10 protein-coding genes and 2 tRNA genes are annotated in these 16,646 nt (G+C 70.4%); 8 read left to right on the plus strand and 4 right to left on the minus strand.

Translation table 11 applies throughout. The features are described 5' to 3' along the window. The 3 genes from treY to BJ979_RS04995 all read right to left on the minus strand — a co-directional run bounded on the left by treY (position 1) and on the right by BJ979_RS04995 (position 5,387). Positions 1 to 2,472 carry a malto-oligosyltrehalose synthase gene (gene treY / locus BJ979_RS04985; protein ID WP_179565757.1) on the minus strand — a complete coding sequence of 824 codons (2,472 nt, stop codon included), beginning with the start codon at positions 2,470 to 2,472 and terminating at the stop codon, positions 1 to 3. Next, entirely contained in the window at positions 2,469 to 4,712 is a 2,244-nt protein-coding gene (gene glgX / locus BJ979_RS04990) for a glycogen debranching protein GlgX (RefSeq protein ID WP_179565759.1), read from the minus strand. Before glgX ends, treY begins: the two co-directional genes overlap by 4 nt. Positions 4,713 to 5,042: 330 nt before the next feature. Further along, positions 5,043 to 5,387 carry a hypothetical protein gene (locus BJ979_RS04995; RefSeq protein WP_179565761.1) on the minus strand — a complete coding sequence of 115 codons (345 nt, stop codon included), beginning with the start codon at positions 5,385 to 5,387 and terminating at the stop codon, positions 5,043 to 5,045. Positions 5,388 to 5,671: 284 nt separating this feature from the next. On the opposite strand from BJ979_RS04995, the gene BJ979_RS05000 reads away from it, so the two are divergent. Together BJ979_RS05000 and BJ979_RS05005 are read left to right on the plus strand one after the other, a co-directional pair. Then, positions 5,672 to 5,743 (plus strand) — tRNA-Thr (locus tag BJ979_RS05000). Positions 5,744 to 5,787: 44 nt separating this feature from the next. Continuing rightward, positions 5,788 to 5,861 (plus strand) — tRNA-Met (locus BJ979_RS05005). Positions 5,862 to 5,905: 44 nt separating this feature from the next. On the opposite strand, the gene BJ979_RS05010 is transcribed toward BJ979_RS05005, so the two are convergent. Next, complete coding sequence (locus BJ979_RS05010) at positions 5,906 to 8,302, minus strand: beta-glucosidase family protein (protein WP_246286695.1); 2,397 nt, start codon at positions 8,300 to 8,302, stop codon at positions 5,906 to 5,908. A gap of 82 nt (positions 8,303 to 8,384) precedes the next feature. On the opposite strand from BJ979_RS05010, the gene BJ979_RS05015 reads away from it, so the two are divergent. The 6 genes from BJ979_RS05015 to BJ979_RS05040 all read left to right on the plus strand — a co-directional run bounded on the left by BJ979_RS05015 (position 8,385) and on the right by BJ979_RS05040 (position 16,618). Next, on the plus strand, positions 8,385 to 9,962 hold the full coding sequence (locus BJ979_RS05015; protein WP_218853442.1) for a glycoside hydrolase family 43 protein: 1,578 nt from the start codon (positions 8,385 to 8,387) through the stop codon (positions 9,960 to 9,962). A 69-nt stretch (positions 9,963 to 10,031) separates the two neighbouring features. Next, positions 10,032 to 11,321: an ABC transporter substrate-binding protein gene (locus tag BJ979_RS05020; protein ID WP_179565763.1), complete on the plus strand. Its 1,290-nt coding sequence runs from the start codon at positions 10,032 to 10,034 to the stop codon at positions 11,319 to 11,321. Beyond that, entirely contained in the window at positions 11,315 to 12,253 is a 939-nt protein-coding gene (locus BJ979_RS05025) for a carbohydrate ABC transporter permease (protein WP_179565765.1), read from the plus strand. The genes BJ979_RS05020 and BJ979_RS05025 overlap by 7 nt, the downstream gene beginning before the upstream one ends. Next, positions 12,250 to 13,122 carry a carbohydrate ABC transporter permease gene (locus BJ979_RS05030; RefSeq protein ID WP_179565767.1) on the plus strand — a complete coding sequence of 291 codons (873 nt, stop codon included), beginning with the start codon at positions 12,250 to 12,252 and terminating at the stop codon, positions 13,120 to 13,122. The genes BJ979_RS05025 and BJ979_RS05030 overlap by 4 nt, the downstream gene beginning before the upstream one ends. Continuing rightward, positions 13,119 to 15,395: an alpha-L-rhamnosidase gene (locus BJ979_RS05035; RefSeq protein ID WP_179565769.1), complete on the plus strand. Its 2,277-nt coding sequence runs from the start codon at positions 13,119 to 13,121 to the stop codon at positions 15,393 to 15,395. The genes BJ979_RS05030 and BJ979_RS05035 overlap by 4 nt, the downstream gene beginning before the upstream one ends. Further along, the gene (locus BJ979_RS05040) at positions 15,392 to 16,618 is read left to right on the plus strand and encodes a Bcr/CflA family efflux MFS transporter (RefSeq protein ID WP_179565772.1); all 1,227 of its coding nucleotides are present in this window, start codon (positions 15,392 to 15,394) and stop codon (positions 16,616 to 16,618) included. Before BJ979_RS05035 ends, BJ979_RS05040 begins: the two co-directional genes overlap by 4 nt. Positions 16,619 to 16,646 lie beyond the last annotated feature (28 nt).

Consider the following 16,646-nt stretch of genomic DNA (forward strand, 5'->3'; position numbering starts at 1 on the left):
TCAGTCCTCCTCGAGGCGGGCGAGCAGCGCGACGGGATACGTCGCGAGCAGGTCGGCGAGCGGGATGGTGCCTCCGGCGAACTCGCGCCCGGTCAGCAGATCGACGAAGGGCGAGCTCTCGACGATCACGGTCGTGTCGCCCCAGCCGCCGTCGGCAGCGAGCCCGAGCGGCAGTCGCGTCGCGACCGTCACGGCGCCGCCGCGATCGAAGGCGACGACGTGGTCGGCGGCCGAGCCGAGCGCGGGAACCGCCACGTAGCGGTCGAACAGCTCGGGCCGGTCGCGCCGCAGCCGCAGCGCGCGCGAGGTGACGAGCAGCTTGGCGGCGCCGCTCTCATCCACCTCCGGCAGCAGTCCGGCGTCGAGCTCGGCGAGCATCGCGCGGCGCGAGGCGAAGTCGACCGGGCGGCGGTTGTCCGGATCCACGAGCGACCGCTCCCAGCCCTCGCTGCCCTGGTAGACGTCGGGCACACCGGGCGCGGTCAGCTGGATGAGCTTCGCGGCGAGCCCGTTCGAGTAGCCGGCTGCGCGCATCCGCTCGACGATCTGCTCGACATCCGCCGCGACCTCCGCGTCGTCGAACACGTCGTCGACGAGGGCGTGCAGCCGGTCCTCCCAGCGCTCGTCGGGGTCGTTCCAGCTGGTCGAGACACCGGCCTCGCGGGCCGCCTTCTCGGCGTAGCCGTGCAGCGCGTCGCGCTCGCGCGGCCAGGCGCCGACGATCGACTCCCAGAGCAGTCCTTCGAGCGCGCCGTCGTTGAGGTTCCGGTGGGCGCGGCGGCGCTCGATGAACGCCGTCCACTCGTCCGGGATCTCGCTGATCACGGTGATGCGCGCGCGAGTGTCCTCACCGCGCTTCGTGTCGTGCGTCGAGAGGGTCGTCATGGATGCCGGGAAGGCCGCGAGCCGGGTCTGCTGCCGCTGGTGGAACTCGGACGTCTCCAGCGAGAACTCGCTCGGATCGGCGCCGACCTCGGTCAGCGACGCGAGCCGCGAGGTGCGGTAGAACGCCGTGTCTTCCACGCCCTTCGCCATGACCATGCCCGAGGTCTGCTGGAAGCGGATCGCGACCGCCCGCTCGGGGTCGGCGAGCGCGGTCTGCAGCTCGGCGATCGGCGCGGCCAGGTCGGGGCGGCGCTGCAGCGCGGTCGCGACGGCGTGCTCGAGGTGCTCGGCGCCGAAGGGCAGGTAGCTGCGGTAGACGGGGAAGCAGGCGAGCAGCTCGGCCGTCGCATCGATGAGCTGCTCGGGCGTGCACGAAAGCCGGTCAGCGCGGTCGTCGAGCGTCATTGCGGCTCCGCGGGGTTCTCCACCGGCTTCCGTGCTCACCGCGATGGCGCCGTCGCGCTCCGCGAGGTGCTCGCGCACGAGGCGCCGCACCTCCGAGCCGAGGATGCCGTCGGCGATGCCGCGCTTGGTCGCGTGGATGAGGTCGGTCCAGCGGATGCGTCCGCCGCGGCGGATCGCTGCATCCAGCCGGTCGAGCGCGGGCCGCCCGGCCGGATCGACGAGCACCCGGTCGATCTCGGCGAGCGCGTCGTAGCCGGTCGTGCCGGCGGCCTTCCAGAACGGCGGCAGGCTCTCGCCGTGCTCGAGGATCTTCTCGACGAGCACGTAGGCGTCGCCGGTCGCGGCGGCCAGCGCATCCAGATAGCCGCCCGGGTCGCGCAGCCCGTCGGGGTGGTCGACGCGGATGCCGTCGACGAGCCCGTCGCGCACCCAGCGCACGATCTCGATGTGCGAGTCGTCGAACACGCGCTCGTCGTCGACGCGGATCGCGGCGAGCTCGTTGACGGCGAAGAAGCGGCGGTAGTTCAGCTCGTGGTCGGCGCGGCGCCAGTCGATCAGCTCGTAGCTCTGGCGGTCGTGCACGGTGACGGGGTCGGCGCCGTCGTCGGCGGTGCCGGGAGCGATGGGGAAGCGGTGATCCCAGTAGCGCAGCTCGGACTCGCCTGAACCCGAACCCGAACCCGAACCCGAACCCGAACCCGAACCCGAACCCGCCCCCGCGCTTTCGACGCGCAGCGCGCCCGAGGCTGCCGCCTCGGCCAGCGTCTCGCCGAGCACCGGGATGCGCAGCTTCCCGCCGCCGAAGTCCCAGTCGATGTCGAAGGCGTCAGCGTGCGCCGAGTCGCGGCCGAGCCGCAGCACATCCCACCACCACACGCTCTCGACCGGCTTCGCGACGCCGACGTGGTTCGGCACGATGTCGACCAGCACCCCGAGCCCGCGCTCGCGGGCGGCCGCGGCCAGCGCATCCAGCCCCGCCGATCCGCCGCGCGGCGCGTCGATGCGGGAGTGGTCGACCACGTCGTAGCCGTGCATCGACCCGGAAGTCGAGGCGAGCAGCGGCGACAGGTAGAACCAGTCGGCGCCGAGCTCGTGCAGATAGTCGGCGAGCTCGGCCGCATCCGTCAGCGTGAACTCCGGCGAGATCTGGAGTCGGTAGGTGGATGCGGGGATCCGGCTCATTTCTGCGGCGCCTCCTCGGCGGAATCGGGTGCGGTGCTGGCGGCGGTCGCGGCGTTCTCCCGCGCCGCGTTCTCGCGCTGCGCCGAGCGCGCCGACAGCGAAGCGCTGACGGAGTCGTCGCTGACCGGCTCCTCCTCGTGCTCCTGCAGCACGACGAGGGCGTGGGCGCCGAGGTCGAAGGTGTCGCCGGCGCGCAGCACGCCCCGGTCGACCCAGCCCTCGTGTCCGGCGGTGTCGACCACGACATCCCAGCCGCCCGCCTCGTCGCCGGGAACCGTGATCGTGACCGGCTCGGTGTGCGCCGAGAAGTAGACGAGGAAGCTGTCGTCGACGATGCGCTGGCCGCGCTGGTCGACGCCGCGGATGCCCTGCCCGTTGAGGAACATGCCGATCGTGCGGCCGAAGCCGGCCGACCAGTCCTCGGGCAGCATCGCGGTGCCGTCGGGCTTCAGCCACTCGACGTCGGGCAGGGGCTCTCCCTCGCCGCGGCGCACCGGGCGTCCGTCGAAGAAGCGGCTGCGCCGGAAGGTGGGATGCTCGCGGCGCAGTCGGGCGAGCGCGGCGGTGAACTCGATGAGCGGCTCATCCGCGTCGTCCCAGTGCACCCAGCTGATCTCGCTGTCCTGCGCGTAGACGTTGTTGTTGCCGTCCTGCGTGCGGCCGAGCTCGTCGCCGTGGGCGATCATCGGCACGCCCTGCGCGAGCAGCAAGGTCGCGAGGAAGTTGCGCTGCTGGCGGGCCCGCAGCCCGAGCACGGCGGGATCGTCGGTCGGGCCTTCGACGCCGCTGTTCCAGGAGCGGTTGCTGCTCTCGCCGTCGCGCCCGTCTTCGCCGTTGGCGTCGTTGTGCTTCTCGTTGTAGCTGACGAGGTCGCGCAGGGTGAAGCCGTCGTGGGCGGTGTGGAAGTTGATGCTCGCGACCGGGCGGCGGCCGTCGTCCTGGTAGAGGTCGGCCGAGCCGGTGATGCGCGAGGCGAACTCGCCGAGCGTCGAGGGCTCACCGCGCCAGAAGTCGCGCACGGTGTCGCGGTACTTGCCGTTCCACTCGGTCCACTGCGGAGGGAAGTTGCCCACCTGGTAGCCGCCGGGTCCGACATCCCAGGGCTCGGCGATGAGCTTCACCTGCGACACGATCGGATCCTGCTGCACGAGCTCGAAGAAGGTCGACAGCTTGTCGACCTCGTAGAACTCGCGCGCGAGGGTGGATGCGAGGTCGAAGCGGAAGCCGTCGACGTGCATCTCGGTCACCCAGTAGCGCAGCGAGTCCATGATCAGCTGCAGCGTGTGCGGGTTGCCGACGTTGAGGCTGTTCCCGGTGCCGGTGTAGTCCATGTAGAACTTCTTGTCGTCGTCGACGAGCCGGTAGTAGGCGGGGTTGTCGATGCCGCGCATGGAGATCGTGGGGCCCTGGTGGTTGCCCTCGGCGGTGTGGTTGTAGACCACATCGAGAATCACCTCGATGCCCGCCTCGTGCAGCGTGCGCACCATCTCCTTGAACTCCTGCACCTGCTGCCCGAGCTCGCCCGAGCCGCTGTAGCCGGCGTGCGGCGCGAGGAAGGCGATCGTGTTGTAGCCCCAGTAGTTGCTGAGGCCCTTCTGCTGCAGGGTGTCGTCGTTGACGAACTGGTGCACCGGCATGAGCTCGATCGCGGTGGCGCCGATGCGCTTGAGGTGCTCGATGACGGCCGGATGCGCGATGCCGCCGTAGGTGCCGCGCTGCTCCTCCGGCACGGCCGGGTGCAGGGCGGTGAGTCCCTTCACGTGGGCCTCGTAGATGACGCTCTCGGCGTACGGGCGCTTCGGCTGCCGGTCGCCGCGCCAGTCGAAGAAGGGGTTGACGACGACGCCGAGCATCATGTTCGCAGCCGAGTCGTCGTCGTTGCGCTCGTCTTCGTCGCCGAAGGTGTACGAGAACATCGGCTGGCCCCATTCGATGTCGCCGCAGGTGGCCTTGGCGTAGGGGTCGAGCAGCAGCTTGTTCGGGTTGAAGCGCAGACCCTGCTCGGGATCCCACTCGCCGTGCACGCGGTAGCCGTAGCGCTGCCCGGGCTGCACGGTGGGCAGGTAGGCGTGCCAGACGTAGGCGTCGACCTCGTGCAGGCGGATGCGCTCTTCGTCGCCGTTCTCGTCGAAGAGACAGAGCTCGACCTTGTCGGCGGCTTCGCTGTAGATCGCGAAGTTCGTTCCGCTGCCGTCGAAGGTCGCACCCAGGGGGTAGGGGGTGCCGGGCCAGACCTGCATGAGGGCCTTCCGCTGTGGTGGTGGATGCGGCGCGCTGCGGTGGTGCGGTGCTGTCGTGCGGTGCAGGCGACGCCGTCGGGGCGTGAAGTGCTGGTGGTGCGGTGTCGTGCGTCGTTCACGCTACCGGCGGGCTCGCCGGTTCGGGAGGGCGCGGGGGACGACGCCGAGGGCGGCCGACGCGCGGCCGTTCCGGGTCGGGGTGCGCTGGCGCTCGACCTCGGGACGGTCGCGCGTCGGTGCGCTGGGGTGGTGGGCGGTGCTGTCGTGCGGGTGGTGCTGGTGCTTCGGGTGGTGCGCTGCGCGGATGCGGCTCTCGCCACATCCGCCTCGTCAGCTGGCTCGGCGCGAGCCGAGGTCGTCGGGGATCTCGTCGATCGTCTCGGCGAGCTCGCGCAGGGCGGGCCCGAGGGCGTGGAACTGGCCCACTTCGACGGCCCAGCCGTACGACGAGCCGCGCAGCGCGACCCAGAGCACGCCGGCGGCCTCGATGAAGCCGAGGATGCGGTCGCCGCGCGAGACCTGGTAGACGGTCGCGGTCAGCGGGGTGACGACGGTGCGTCCGGCGGAGCCGAGCGAGGGGTGGTCGGGGATGTCGATCTGCTCGGGAGCGGTCTCCGCGGTGGCGCTGGCGTGCGCGCCGCTCGTGGCTGGTTCCTGCGTCTGGGCGATGGTCACGATGAGCCTCCCGATTTGCTCGCTATCGAATTACTAGCTTGTCTAACTACTTAGGACGGTCGCGGCAAGGGATTGACGCAACCCTCTAGCCAGTGCTCAGGCTCGCGACACCGGGGCGTCATCCGGGTTCATCGGAGCGTCACCTGGCGACGTCGGGCGTCACCTCGGGGCGGCCCCGCGCGTCGGGTATCCACCCGCGATCGGGGGCGCGGGGAGTGGTTCGAAACGACCGCCGGGCGATGCTAGAGTTCTCGGGTGCCCGCGGCCGACGGCCTCGAGCGCGCGCCCCGATAGCTCAGTGGTAGAGCACTTCCATGGTAAGGAAGGGGTCGTCAGTTCAATCCTGACTCGGGGCTCCGTCTTCCGGCGCAGCACTTCCACTGCAGTGTCGGAGGGCCCCGGCGGGGTAGCTCAGGTGGTTAGAGCACACGGCTCATAATCGTGGTGTCGCGGGTTCGAGTCCCGCCCTCGCTACTTCCCAGCGTGCGCCCCTCGGGTAACACCGCGCCTCGCCCGGCTCAGCTCACCGACGTGCGGCTGAGGAACCGCCGCGCCGCACCCGACACCGGGCGACGATCACCGTGCACGGTGACGCGCTGACGTTCGGGCCCCTCCTCGGAGTCGAGCGCGAACCACACGTCGACCTCACCGGGCTCGACGGCGAGCACGCCGTCGGCGCCGGTGTAGGCGAGCTGGTCGGCAGCGAGATCGATCTGCACCGTCGCACGCTCTCCGGCGGCGAGGTCGACTCGCGCGAATCCGGCGAGCTGCTGAGCAGGACGCGTGACGCCGACGCCGGGCGCGCTCAGGTACAGCTGCACGACGACGGCGCCCGCCCGCGACCCGGTGTTCTCGACGACGGTGGTGACCGGCACCGATCCGCGCGTCGACATGAGCTCGCCGGCGACGGTCTCGCCGAGCGTGAACTCGGTGTACGACCCGCCTGCGGCGAAGCCGTACTGCGGGGTGGCGGCGGCGTCGAGGTAGTGACGGTCGACATCGGGCGGCAGCGGGTTGCGCCGCCCGGTGCCGGTGCGCTGATGGTGGTGCACCGGGGTCTGGCCTGCGACTCGCGGGATGCTGTAGGGCAGGCGCCCGCTCGGATTCACGTCACCGAGCAGCACGTCGGCGACAGCGGCGGCACCGAAGGGGCCGCCGTAGGGTGCGACGATGAGCGCGTTCGAGCTGAGCACGGACGCGGGCAGCACGTAGGCGCGGCCCTGCACCAGCACGGTGACGCGAGGCGTGTCGAGCGCGGCGACAGCATCGGCGAGTCGCGTCTGCACGGCTGGCAGCGCGATATCGGCGGAGTCGCTGCCTTCCCCCTCCGTGCGCTCGCCGTTGAACCAGAGGCTCGCCCCTCCGAGCGCCAGGATGACGACATCGGCGGCGGCCGCGGCCGCGACGGCGCGGTCGAAGGCGGTCGGGTCGTCCATCTCGCCGGTGATCGAGCATCCGCGCTCGACGACCACGTCGTCGCGTCGTTCGCCGAGCACCTCGCCGAGCGTCCGGGCTCCGAGTCGGTCGCGCGCGTAGTCTTCGGGTCCCCCGGTCGCGAAGGCCTCGGCATTCCACGTGGCCATCGCCGGGTCGACGCCGATCATGTTGCCCATCCCCCCGGAGGACATGTGCACCATCATGTCGCGGAAGGCCGGGTAGGAGTAGGTCGCGAACTGGTTGATGACGTCGTCGGCGTGCGGCCCGACGATCGCGATCGACAGGTCATCGGCGACGGGGAGGATGCCGTCGTTCTCGAGCAGCACGATCGAACGGCGCGCGAGTTCACGCGAGACTTCGGCGCCTTCCGCGGCGACGGCGGCGACGTCGATGGTCTCGGCCGGGTAGGGGTTCTCGAACAGGCCGAGCTGGAACTTGGCGATGAGGATGCGCGTGACCGCCTGGTCCAGGTCGGCGATGTCGACCCGACCGGCGTCGACCTCGGCGGCGAGGGTGTCGCCGTAGCCGAAGGGCACCGGGAATTCGGTGTCGAGCCCCGCATGCAGTGCGAGGGCGCCGGCGTCGCCGGCGGTGCGCGCCACCTTCTGACGGTGCACGAGCTGCTCGATGGTGCCGTAATCGGCCGAGACGAAGCCGGTGAAGCCGAGCTCGCCGCGCAGCAGGTCGGTCAGGATCTCGCGGGAGGCCCCCGCCGGCACGCCGTCGACGTCGCTGTAGGAGTTCATGACCGAGGCGAGCCCCGCAGTCCGGATGGCCGCCTCGAAGGGGAACGCGTAGAGGTCGCGGATGCGGCGGCGCCCGCCTTCGAAGGCGGAGAGGTTGATGCCGCCCTGTGGTTCTCCGTAGCCGATGAAGTGCTTGCCGGTCGCGATCACGCCATCGGCGCGGTCGGGTCCCTGCAGTCCGCGCACGAACCCGACGCCCATCGCGGCGACGAGATAGGGGTCTTCGCCGAAGGTCTCGTGCACGCGCCCCCATCGAGGGTCGAGGGCGACGTCGAGGTTGGGCGACAACGCATGACGCACACCCACCCGGCGCATCTGGGTGCGGATGGTGTCGGTCATCGACTCGACGAGCTCGGGGCTCCAGGTCGCAGCGAGGCCGGTCGGGGTCGGGAACACCATGTGCCCGCCGGAGAGGAAGCCGCTGAGCGCTTCGGCCTGCACCAGCAGGGGGATGCCGAGCCGGGTCTCCTCGACGACGATGCGCTGCAGGCGCCCGACGACGGTTGCCATCGCCGTCGGATCGTCGACGCCGAAATTGCAGATGAAGCCGTATCCGCGCGTGACGTAGTCGTCGGCGGTGGCTGAGCGCGCCCCGTCGGTGTGGACGAAGTTCCACGGTGCCGCGGAGGTGAGCTGGAAGGCCTTCTCGCGCACGGTCATGAGCGCGAGGAGCTCGCGGGCGCGTTCCTCGGCGGGGAGTCGCGCGTCGAGGTGGCGAAGCGTTTCGGACAATCGGGCCTCCGTCAACGGGCCCGCACTCCATCGTCGCGGGCGTTTGGATAACGTTATACACACGAGGTGGAGGGTGACGCGAATGCAGATCGACGATGTCATGACGGCGGCCGAGGGGCGGGCGATCATCCCGGGCTTCCATCCCGATCCCTCGCTCTGCCGCTTCGGCGACCGCTTCCTGCTGGTGACCTCGAGCTTCGAATACGCTCCCGCCCTGCCGCTCTGGAGCAGCCCTGATCTGGTGAACTGGACGCTGGAAGGCAACGTGCTCGATCGACCGGAGCAGCTGCGGCTCGACCGCTTCCGGCGCTGGATCGACGGATCGCCCATCTCGCCCGAGACCGACGGGCTGCCGCCGGGGTCGGCGAACACGGGCGCCTTCGCCCCGACGATCCGCGCGCACGCGGGGCGGCTCCACGTCGCGGTGACCAACGTCAGCGACTTCTTCGGCGGACCGATGGTCGTGACCGCCGATCATCCCAGCGGACCGTGGTCTGACGGGGTGCAGTTCCCCGAGCTCCCGGGCATCGACCCCGACCTGTTCTGGGATGCCGAGGGCACCGCCCACCTGACCGTCTCGTCGTACGCCGACGGTGCCCCGTGCGTGCGCAGCGCGCCGGTCGATCTGACGACCGGACGACTGCTCGGGCCGGCGCGGCGGCTCTGGTCGGGCACCGGGGGGCAGGCGCCGGAGAGCCCCCACCTGATCCGTCGCGGCGACTGGATCTACCTGCTGCTCGCCGAAGGCGGCACGGAGCGCGGCCATGCCGTGACGATCGCCCGCACCCGCGACCTCGCATCCGACGACTGGGAGGCGGCGCCGGGCAACCCGCTGCTGACCCACCGCGGCCTCGACCGCCCCGTGCTCAACGTCGGCCACGCCGATCTCGTCGAGCTCGCCGATGACCGCTGGGCGATGGTCTATCTCGGTGTGCGGCCGCGCGGCTTCAGCGGCTTCCACGTGAACGGTCGCGAGACCTTCCTCGCCGGCGTCACCTGGGTTGACGGCTGGCCGGTCGTCGACGAGGGCGCCTTTCCGGTGCCGGCGCGCGACCATACCTTCGTCGAGCGCTTCGATGGCACGACCCTTCATGCGCGCTGGGTCTCGCCCGGCCGCCTGCCGGCGCAGATCTCGCGCGCCGCCCGACCCGGACGATGGATCGGGGCGACGGACGACGCCGGCGAGCATGCGCTGCTCGCCTGCCGTCCGCTCGACGACTTCTGGCGAGCCGAGATCGAGCTCGCCGATGTGGAGGGTCTCGCCGGCCTGTGCCTGCGGGTGGATGAACGTCACGCGGCCGAGGTGCTCGTCGACGGTGACGGTCGGGTCGTCTCGCGCATCACGGTGGGCGACCTCCGTCGCGAGCGGCCGGCCCCGGAGCTGGCCTCGCCGCCGCGGCTCTATATCGAGGTGAGCCCGGACGGCGCTCCCGTCCTGCTGGCCGGTCCCGATGTGGTGGAGGTGGGTGTCGTCGTCGAGGGCCGACGCATCCCGCTCGACCGGGTGGACGGACGATACCTCTCCGTCGAGGTGGCAGGCGGATGGACCGGGCGAGTCGTCGGCATCCGCTGCGCGCAGGGGCGCGCGCGCATCACCGAATTCCATTACTCGCCCTCGGATCGGGATCCGGTCTTGCTTCCGCACCGCGACAGTGTCTAACCTCGTCGATAACGTTCTCTAGAGAACGTTCTACAACTCGCATCTCAGCCGAAACCCAATGGAGGGTTCATGCGCATCACCCGACAGCTCACGGCAGCGGCAGCGATCGGAGCGGTGCTCTTCGCTGCTGCCGGCTGCTCCGCCGGCTCCGACGGCGGCGACGCCGGGAAGAGCATCACGATCTGGCACAACGCCGCCGACAACGACGGCGTCAAGGCCCTGTACTCGCACTTCACCGACGACACCGGCATCGAGGTGAAGCTCGAGCCGATCCCCGCCGACGGCTTCGAGAGCGCGGTGCAGACCAAATGGGCGACCGGAGCGCGCCCCGACATCCTCGAATACCACCCCACCACGAGCGCCCTGCGTCTGCTCAACGCCGACGACAACATGCAGGACCTCTCCGACCTCGACTTCGTCGGCAAGTCGGGCAAGCTGTACGACCAGACCGGAAGCCTCGACGGCAAGGTCTACGCCGCGATCACGGGCTTCCCGAGCATCTTCGGCATCTACTACAACAAGTCGGTCTTCGAGAAGGCCGGCATCGAGGTGCCGACGAGCATCGACGAGATGATCAGCGCCTGCCCGGCCCTCAAGGCCTCCGGAGTGGATGCGTTCTACGAGTCCGGCGGCAGCCAGTGGCCTACGCAGATCCTGCCGTTCCTCTACGCGGCCGACTCGAACAAGGACAGCAAGCTCGGCGACGCGCTCGCCCACAACGAGAAGAAGATCGACGACCCGAAGGGCGTGGTCGTCCAGGCGCTCGACAAGTACCTCGAGGTGCGAGACGCCTGCTTCCAGGACGACTACGCCACCGGCACGTTCGAGAACGCCGTCACCGCCGTCTACAGCGGCAGCGCCGCGATGACCGCCATCCACTCCGACGCCTACAACATCTTCCAGGACGCGGCGGGCGGCGACGAGGATCTGCTGTCGTCCACCGTCGGATTCACCGGACTGTCGAAGTCGTCGGCGACGGCGGCATTCGGCCCCGGACCGATGGGCAGCTACATGGCGCCCAAGACGGGCAACTCGGCCAAGGAAGCCGCCGCGATCAAGTTCATCGAGTACGCCACCGGCAAGGGCTACGGACCGCTGATCGAGGCGAACAAGGCATTCCCGGTCATCGACGGCTACGACACCCCCGACGGCATCAGCCCGCTCAAGCAGTCGTTCAAAGACGCGTACGACAACGGCGCGACCCTCGGTCTCACCACCGACATCGCCGGGTTCGGCGACAACTTCGCCGCCGACATCAGCCGCATGCTGGCCGGGGAGATCACGCCGGAGCAGCTCGCCCAAGGCACCGAGAAGGCCGTCGCCCGCGCCTCGAAGGCTGCAGGTATCGACGGATGGTGATCGCGGCCATCGAGGCTGAGAGCACCACCGCCAGCACCACCGGAGCCCGCCGTCCGCGGCGGGCTCCGGCCCGCCGGCGCCGGTGGGTGTTCTTCTTCGTCCTCCCTTCGTTCCTGCTCCTGCTCCTCTTCTTCGTCCTCCCGTTCGTCCTCAACATCCCGTTCGCCTTCTCGGACTGGACCTCCTACAGCAACACCATCGGCTTCGGCGGACTCGACAACTTCGACCTCCTGCTCTCCGGCGGAGAGCTGCAGAGCGCGATTCTCGTCACCTTCGTCTACGCGATCATCGCGATGACGATCCAGAACCTCGTGGCCATCGCTCTGGCGCTCACCCTCAAAGACACCAACCGCGGCAACTCGATCTTCCGGTCGATCCTGTTCATCCCTGTGCTGATCTCTCCGCTCGCGGCCGGCTACGTCTGGCGCGCCATCGTCGCCCCACAGGGTCCGCTCAACGACGCCATCGGCGTCATCGTGCCGGGGTTCGACTTCGCCTGGCTCGGCCATCCGGGGTTCGCGCTGGTCACCGTCGCGTTCATCGACGCCTGGAAGTGGAGCGGCCTCGCCACGCTCGTCTACATCGCCGGCCTCAACAGCATCCCCGTCTCGCTGCTCGAGGCGGCCGCCCTCGACGGCGCCGGACCGGTCAAGCGCTTCTTCCGGGTGCAGCTGCCCCTGCTCGCGCCCTCGTTCACGTTCAACATCGCGACGACCCTCATCGGTGCGCTCAGCGCCTTCGACATCATCGCCTCGACGACATCGGGCGGCCCGGGATCGTCGACGACGACACTCAATGTCGCCCTGCAGAACGAGTTCAAAGCCGGCTTCCTCGGTTCGGCGAGCAGCATCGGTCTGACCGTGAGCGTGCTCGTCGTCCTGCTCGCCGTGCCGCTCGTCGGCTGGCTGCGCCGCCGGGAGGTGACCGGATGACCGTCGTCGCCGCCCGCGGGGCGCTCACCCCACGGCGTCGCCCCCGCCGCACGGTGCCGTGGCTGCGCTACACGCTGCTCACCCTCTTCTCGATCCCGTGGGTCGGGGTGCCGCTGTGGCTCCTGATCGTCAACTCGTTCAAGCGCGAAGGCGAGGCCTCGCAGCTGTCGCTCGCGCTCCCGACCGACTGGGCCGTCGTCGACAACTACGCCGCCGTCTTCACCGACGGCAACTATCTGACGGGTCTGCGCAACACCCTGCTCGTCACCGTGCCCACCGTGCTCGTCGTGCTGCTCCTCGGATCTCTCGCGGCGTGGGGCTACGCCCGCAGCACCCGTCGCCTCAGCCAGGTCTTCTTCTACATCAGCGCCCTGTCGATCCTGCTGCCGCCGGCGATCATCCCGACGATCTTCGTGCTGAGCTCGCTGCACCTCGACGGGAGCCTGTGGGGCTACGCGCTCATGCAGATGGGCACGCGGCTCGGCTTCGTGATCTTCCTCACGACCGGATTCATCCGGGGGATGCCGATCGAACTCGAGGAGGCGGCCGAGATCGACGGAGCGTCGCGGCTGCGCACCTACTTCTCGGTGATGCTCCCGCTGCTGCGCCCGATCATGTTCGTCGCCGCCGTGCTGCTCGTGATCGGCGTCTGGAACGACTACTTCTTCGGTCTGCTGCTGTTGCGGTCGACCGAGAACGCGACCTTGCCGCTGACGCTGTTCCAGTTCGCGTCGTCGTCGTTCGTGGGGGTGCGCTGGAACCTCGTCTTCGCCCACGTCATCATGACGAGTCTGCCCCTGGTGGTCGTCTACCTCTTCTCTCAGCGCCAGGTGCTGGCCGGACTCACCGAGGGAGGCACGAAGGGATGAGCGACCTCCCTCAGCTGACCGCCGATTTCGTCGGACGCGCCGGCGGATCGGGCACCGTGCCGATCGTGCGCGGCGAGTTCGAGATCGCCACGGCGCCGGACGAGGCGATCCTGCGATCGACCTTCCTCGGCATCGGCGTGATCCGCATCAACGGCGAGATCGTCGGCGATGAGGTTCTCGAACCCGGCTGGCAGAGCTACGCACACCGGATCGTCTACCGCACGAGCGACGTCGCCCGGCACCTGCGAGTCGGCGCCAATTCGATCGAGGCCGAGATCGCGCCCGGCTGGTACAGCGGGAGGCTCGGCTTCTTCGAGCAGACCGAGATCTACGGCACCGCGCGCGCGGTGCTGGCCCAGGTCGATGTGCGCACCGGGCCGGAGTGGTCCACCGTGGTCGCGTCCGATGGCAGCTGGACCTGGAGGGAAGGACCGACCCTCGCCGCGCAGCTCTACGACGGCGAGACGCACGATGCGCGACGTCGCGCTCTCCCGGCGGCGCGGCATCCCGTCGACGTCGTCGCGCGCGACGGCATCTCGGTCGAGCCCCGCATCGGGCCGCCGGTGCGTCGACAGCGCACGCTGCCGCCGCAGCGCATCTTCCGCACGCCATCGGGTCGGCTCGTCGTCGACTTCGGTCGCAACATCGTCGGCTGGGTGCGCATCCGCGTCAGGGGCCACGCCGGCGACGAGATCGTGGTGCGGCACAGCGAGGTGCTCGAAGACGGGGAGCTCGGCATCCGCCCGCTGCGCACCGCGCAGGCCACCGATCGTGTCATCCTCGCCGACGGCGAGGAGTTCGTCTGGGAGCCGTCGTTCACCTACCACGGCTTCCGCTACGCCGAGGTGACGGGCTGGCCCGGCGGGCAACCCGCCGTCGACCAGATCGAGGCGGTCGTCGTGCACTCCGACGTGACCCGGCGGGGCTGGTTCCGCACCTCGCACGCGGGCCTCAGCCGACTGCACGAGAACGTCGTCGCGAGCACCGAGGGCAATTTCGTCTCGATCCCGACCGACTGCCCGCAGCGTGACGAGCGACTCGGCTGGACGGGCGACATCGCCGTGTTCGGTCCCACCGCGATGTTCCTGTTCGACTCGGCCGAGTTCCTGCGCAGCTGGCTGCGCGACCTGCAGCTCGAGCAGCGCGATGACGGCAGCGTGCCGAACTTCGTCCCGGAGATCCCCTTCCCGCGCGGCGCCGAGGAGTGGGACGGGCAGTTCGGTCGCGCGCATCCCGCCGTCTGGGGCGACGCCACGACCCTCGTGCCCTCGACGATCTTCGAGGCGACCGGCGACTCCGGGATCCTGCGCGAGAGCCTGCCGATGATGCGGGCGTGGGTCGACGGTCTGGCCGATCTCGCCGGGCCGAGTCTGCTGCGCGACACCGGCTTCCAGTTCGGCGACTGGCTCGATCCGGTGGCCCCGCCGGACGATCCTGCGGCCGGTGCCACCGAGCCGGCGCTGGTCGCGACCGCGTACTTCGCGCACTCCGCGCGACTGCTGGCGCGGGCGGCGTCGGCGCTGGGCGATACGGCGACGGCGACGCACTACACCGAGCTCGCCGATCGGGTCGGCGAGGCATTCCGGCGCGCCTTCGTGGGCGACGACGGCACGCTCCGCAACGAGGCGCAGACCGCGTACGCGATCGCCCTGCGACTCGATCTGCTCGCCGACGATCGCCAACGAGCGGTCGCCGGAGAGCACCTCGTCGAGCTCGTGCGCGCCAACGGGCACCGTATCGGCACCGGTTTCGTCGGCACCCCGCTGATCCTGGATGCGCTGAGCGATGTCGGCGCGATCGACGACGCCTACCGCCTGCTGCTGAGCGACGAGGTGCCGTCGTGGCTCTACGCCGTCAGCATGGGCGCGACGACCATCTGGGAGCGCTGGGATTCGATGCTGCCCGACGGGAGCATCAACCCGGGCGAGATGACCTCGTTCAACCACTACGCCTTCGGCGCGGTCGCCGACTGGATGCATCGTACGATCGCGGGTCTGGCGCCCGCGGCACCCGGCTGGGAGCGGATCCGCTTCGCGCCGCGACCGCGTCATCCTCTGCGCGACGCCGGCGCGACCTTCCGCACGGCGCGCGGTGACGCGTCCATCGACTGGGAGGTCGTCGGCGACGAGCTCGCGGTCCGCGCGGTGATCCCGCCGGGATCGGTCGGCGAGTTCCATCTGGAGGGCGTCGCGCCCGTCGAGCGGGGCGCGGGGGTGCACGAGTTCACGGTCCCCCTGGCCGCGACCTATGCCGGGGCCGAACCGGTGCGGTGACCGACAGGGAGCCTGAGAGCTCTCCCGCGGGCGTCTCGTATCGCACGACACTGGCGGTACTCGGTCCGCTGGTGGTGCTGGGGGCGCTGACGACGGACCTGTTCCTGCCGGCTCTGCCCGACATCGCCCGCGAACTCGGCTCCGACCGGCAGCTGGCCCAGCTGTCGGTCGGAGCGGCGCTGATCGGCGTCGCGGCGGGACAGCTCGTCGGCGGCGCGCTCAGCGACCAGATCGGGCGGCGGGTGCCGCTGCTCGTCGGTGCGGGAGTGCATGTCGTCGCGAGCGTCGGCATCGCCCTGTGCTCCGACATGGCGACCCTGCTCGGCCTGCGCGTCGTGCAGGGCGCGGGGGCCGCGGCCGCGAGCGTGGTCGCGATGGCGGTCGCCCGCGACCTGGCGTCGGGGGCGCGCCTGGTGCGGCTGCTCGCCCGGCTGGCGCTGTTCAGCGGGCTGGCGCCGGTGGCGGCGCCCTTCCTCGGCTCGGGGCTCCTGCATGCGGTGCACTGGCGCGGACTGTTCGTAGTGCTCGCCGTCTACGGTGTGCTGGTCGCCGTGCTGTGCGCGGCCCTGCTCCCCGAGACCCGCGACATCCACCAGCCTCGCACCCGCCAGCTGGCGCGCTACCGCGCGGTGCTCACCGACCGTGTCTTCCTCGGTGCCGCCGTGCTGGGCTCGATGGCCTGCACCGGCGTCTTCGCCTACGTGGCGTCATCGGCCTTCGTGCTGCGCGACGGGTTCGGACTCGATGCCGATCTCTTCGCGATCGTCTTCGCTGTCAACGCCGCGGCCTTCGCCCTCGGCTCGCAGCTCGCGTCACGGCTGGTCGCCGCCACGAGTCCGCGCCGCGCGCTCGTCGTCGCGCTTCCGCCCTGGCTGATCTCCGGCGCGGCCTTGATCGTCTGCGAGGTGACCTCGGCCCCGGTGGGCGGATTTCTGGCGGCCTCGTTCGCATTCCTCGTCGCGGCCGGAGCCACGATGCCGGTGGTGCAGGTGCTGGGCATGGCGTCGCACGGCGCGCGGGCCGGCACCGCGGCGTCGGCGCTCGGCGCCATCAACTTCGCGGCCCCGGGCCTGCTGTCGCCGCTGACGGCGGCCGCCGCACCGGGCCCGATCGCCGCCCTCGGGGTGTCGATCACTGCCGCCGGCGTCGTGGGGACGATCGCTCTGCTCACGATGGCCCGTCACTCCTCCCGCGGCGAAGCCCGCGGTGCGGCGATCGAATAACGTTCTCTGATCAGTGCAGAAAGGCGGT

This window comes from Schumannella luteola, from assembly GCF_013408685.1.
Classification (GTDB): Bacteria; Actinomycetota; Actinomycetes; order Actinomycetales; family Microbacteriaceae; genus Schumannella; species Schumannella luteola.

Coding starts and splice junctions, on each gene's coding strand:
- treY (WP_179565757.1), bottom strand. CDS start 2,472: ATGAGCCGGATCCCCGCATCCACCTACCGACTCCAGATCTCGCCGGAG.
- glgX (WP_179565759.1), bottom strand. CDS start 4,712: ATGCAGGTCTGGCCCGGCACCCCCTACCCCCTGGGTGCGACCTTCGAC.
- BJ979_RS05015 (WP_218853442.1), top strand. CDS start 8,385: ATGCAGATCGACGATGTCATGACGGCGGCCGAGGGGCGGGCGATCATC.
- BJ979_RS05020 (WP_179565763.1), top strand. CDS start 10,032: ATGCGCATCACCCGACAGCTCACGGCAGCGGCAGCGATCGGAGCGGTG.
- BJ979_RS05025 (WP_179565765.1), top strand. CDS start 11,315: ATGGTGATCGCGGCCATCGAGGCTGAGAGCACCACCGCCAGCACCACC.
- BJ979_RS05030 (WP_179565767.1), top strand. CDS start 12,250: ATGACCGTCGTCGCCGCCCGCGGGGCGCTCACCCCACGGCGTCGCCCC.
- BJ979_RS05035 (WP_179565769.1), top strand. CDS start 13,119: ATGAGCGACCTCCCTCAGCTGACCGCCGATTTCGTCGGACGCGCCGGC.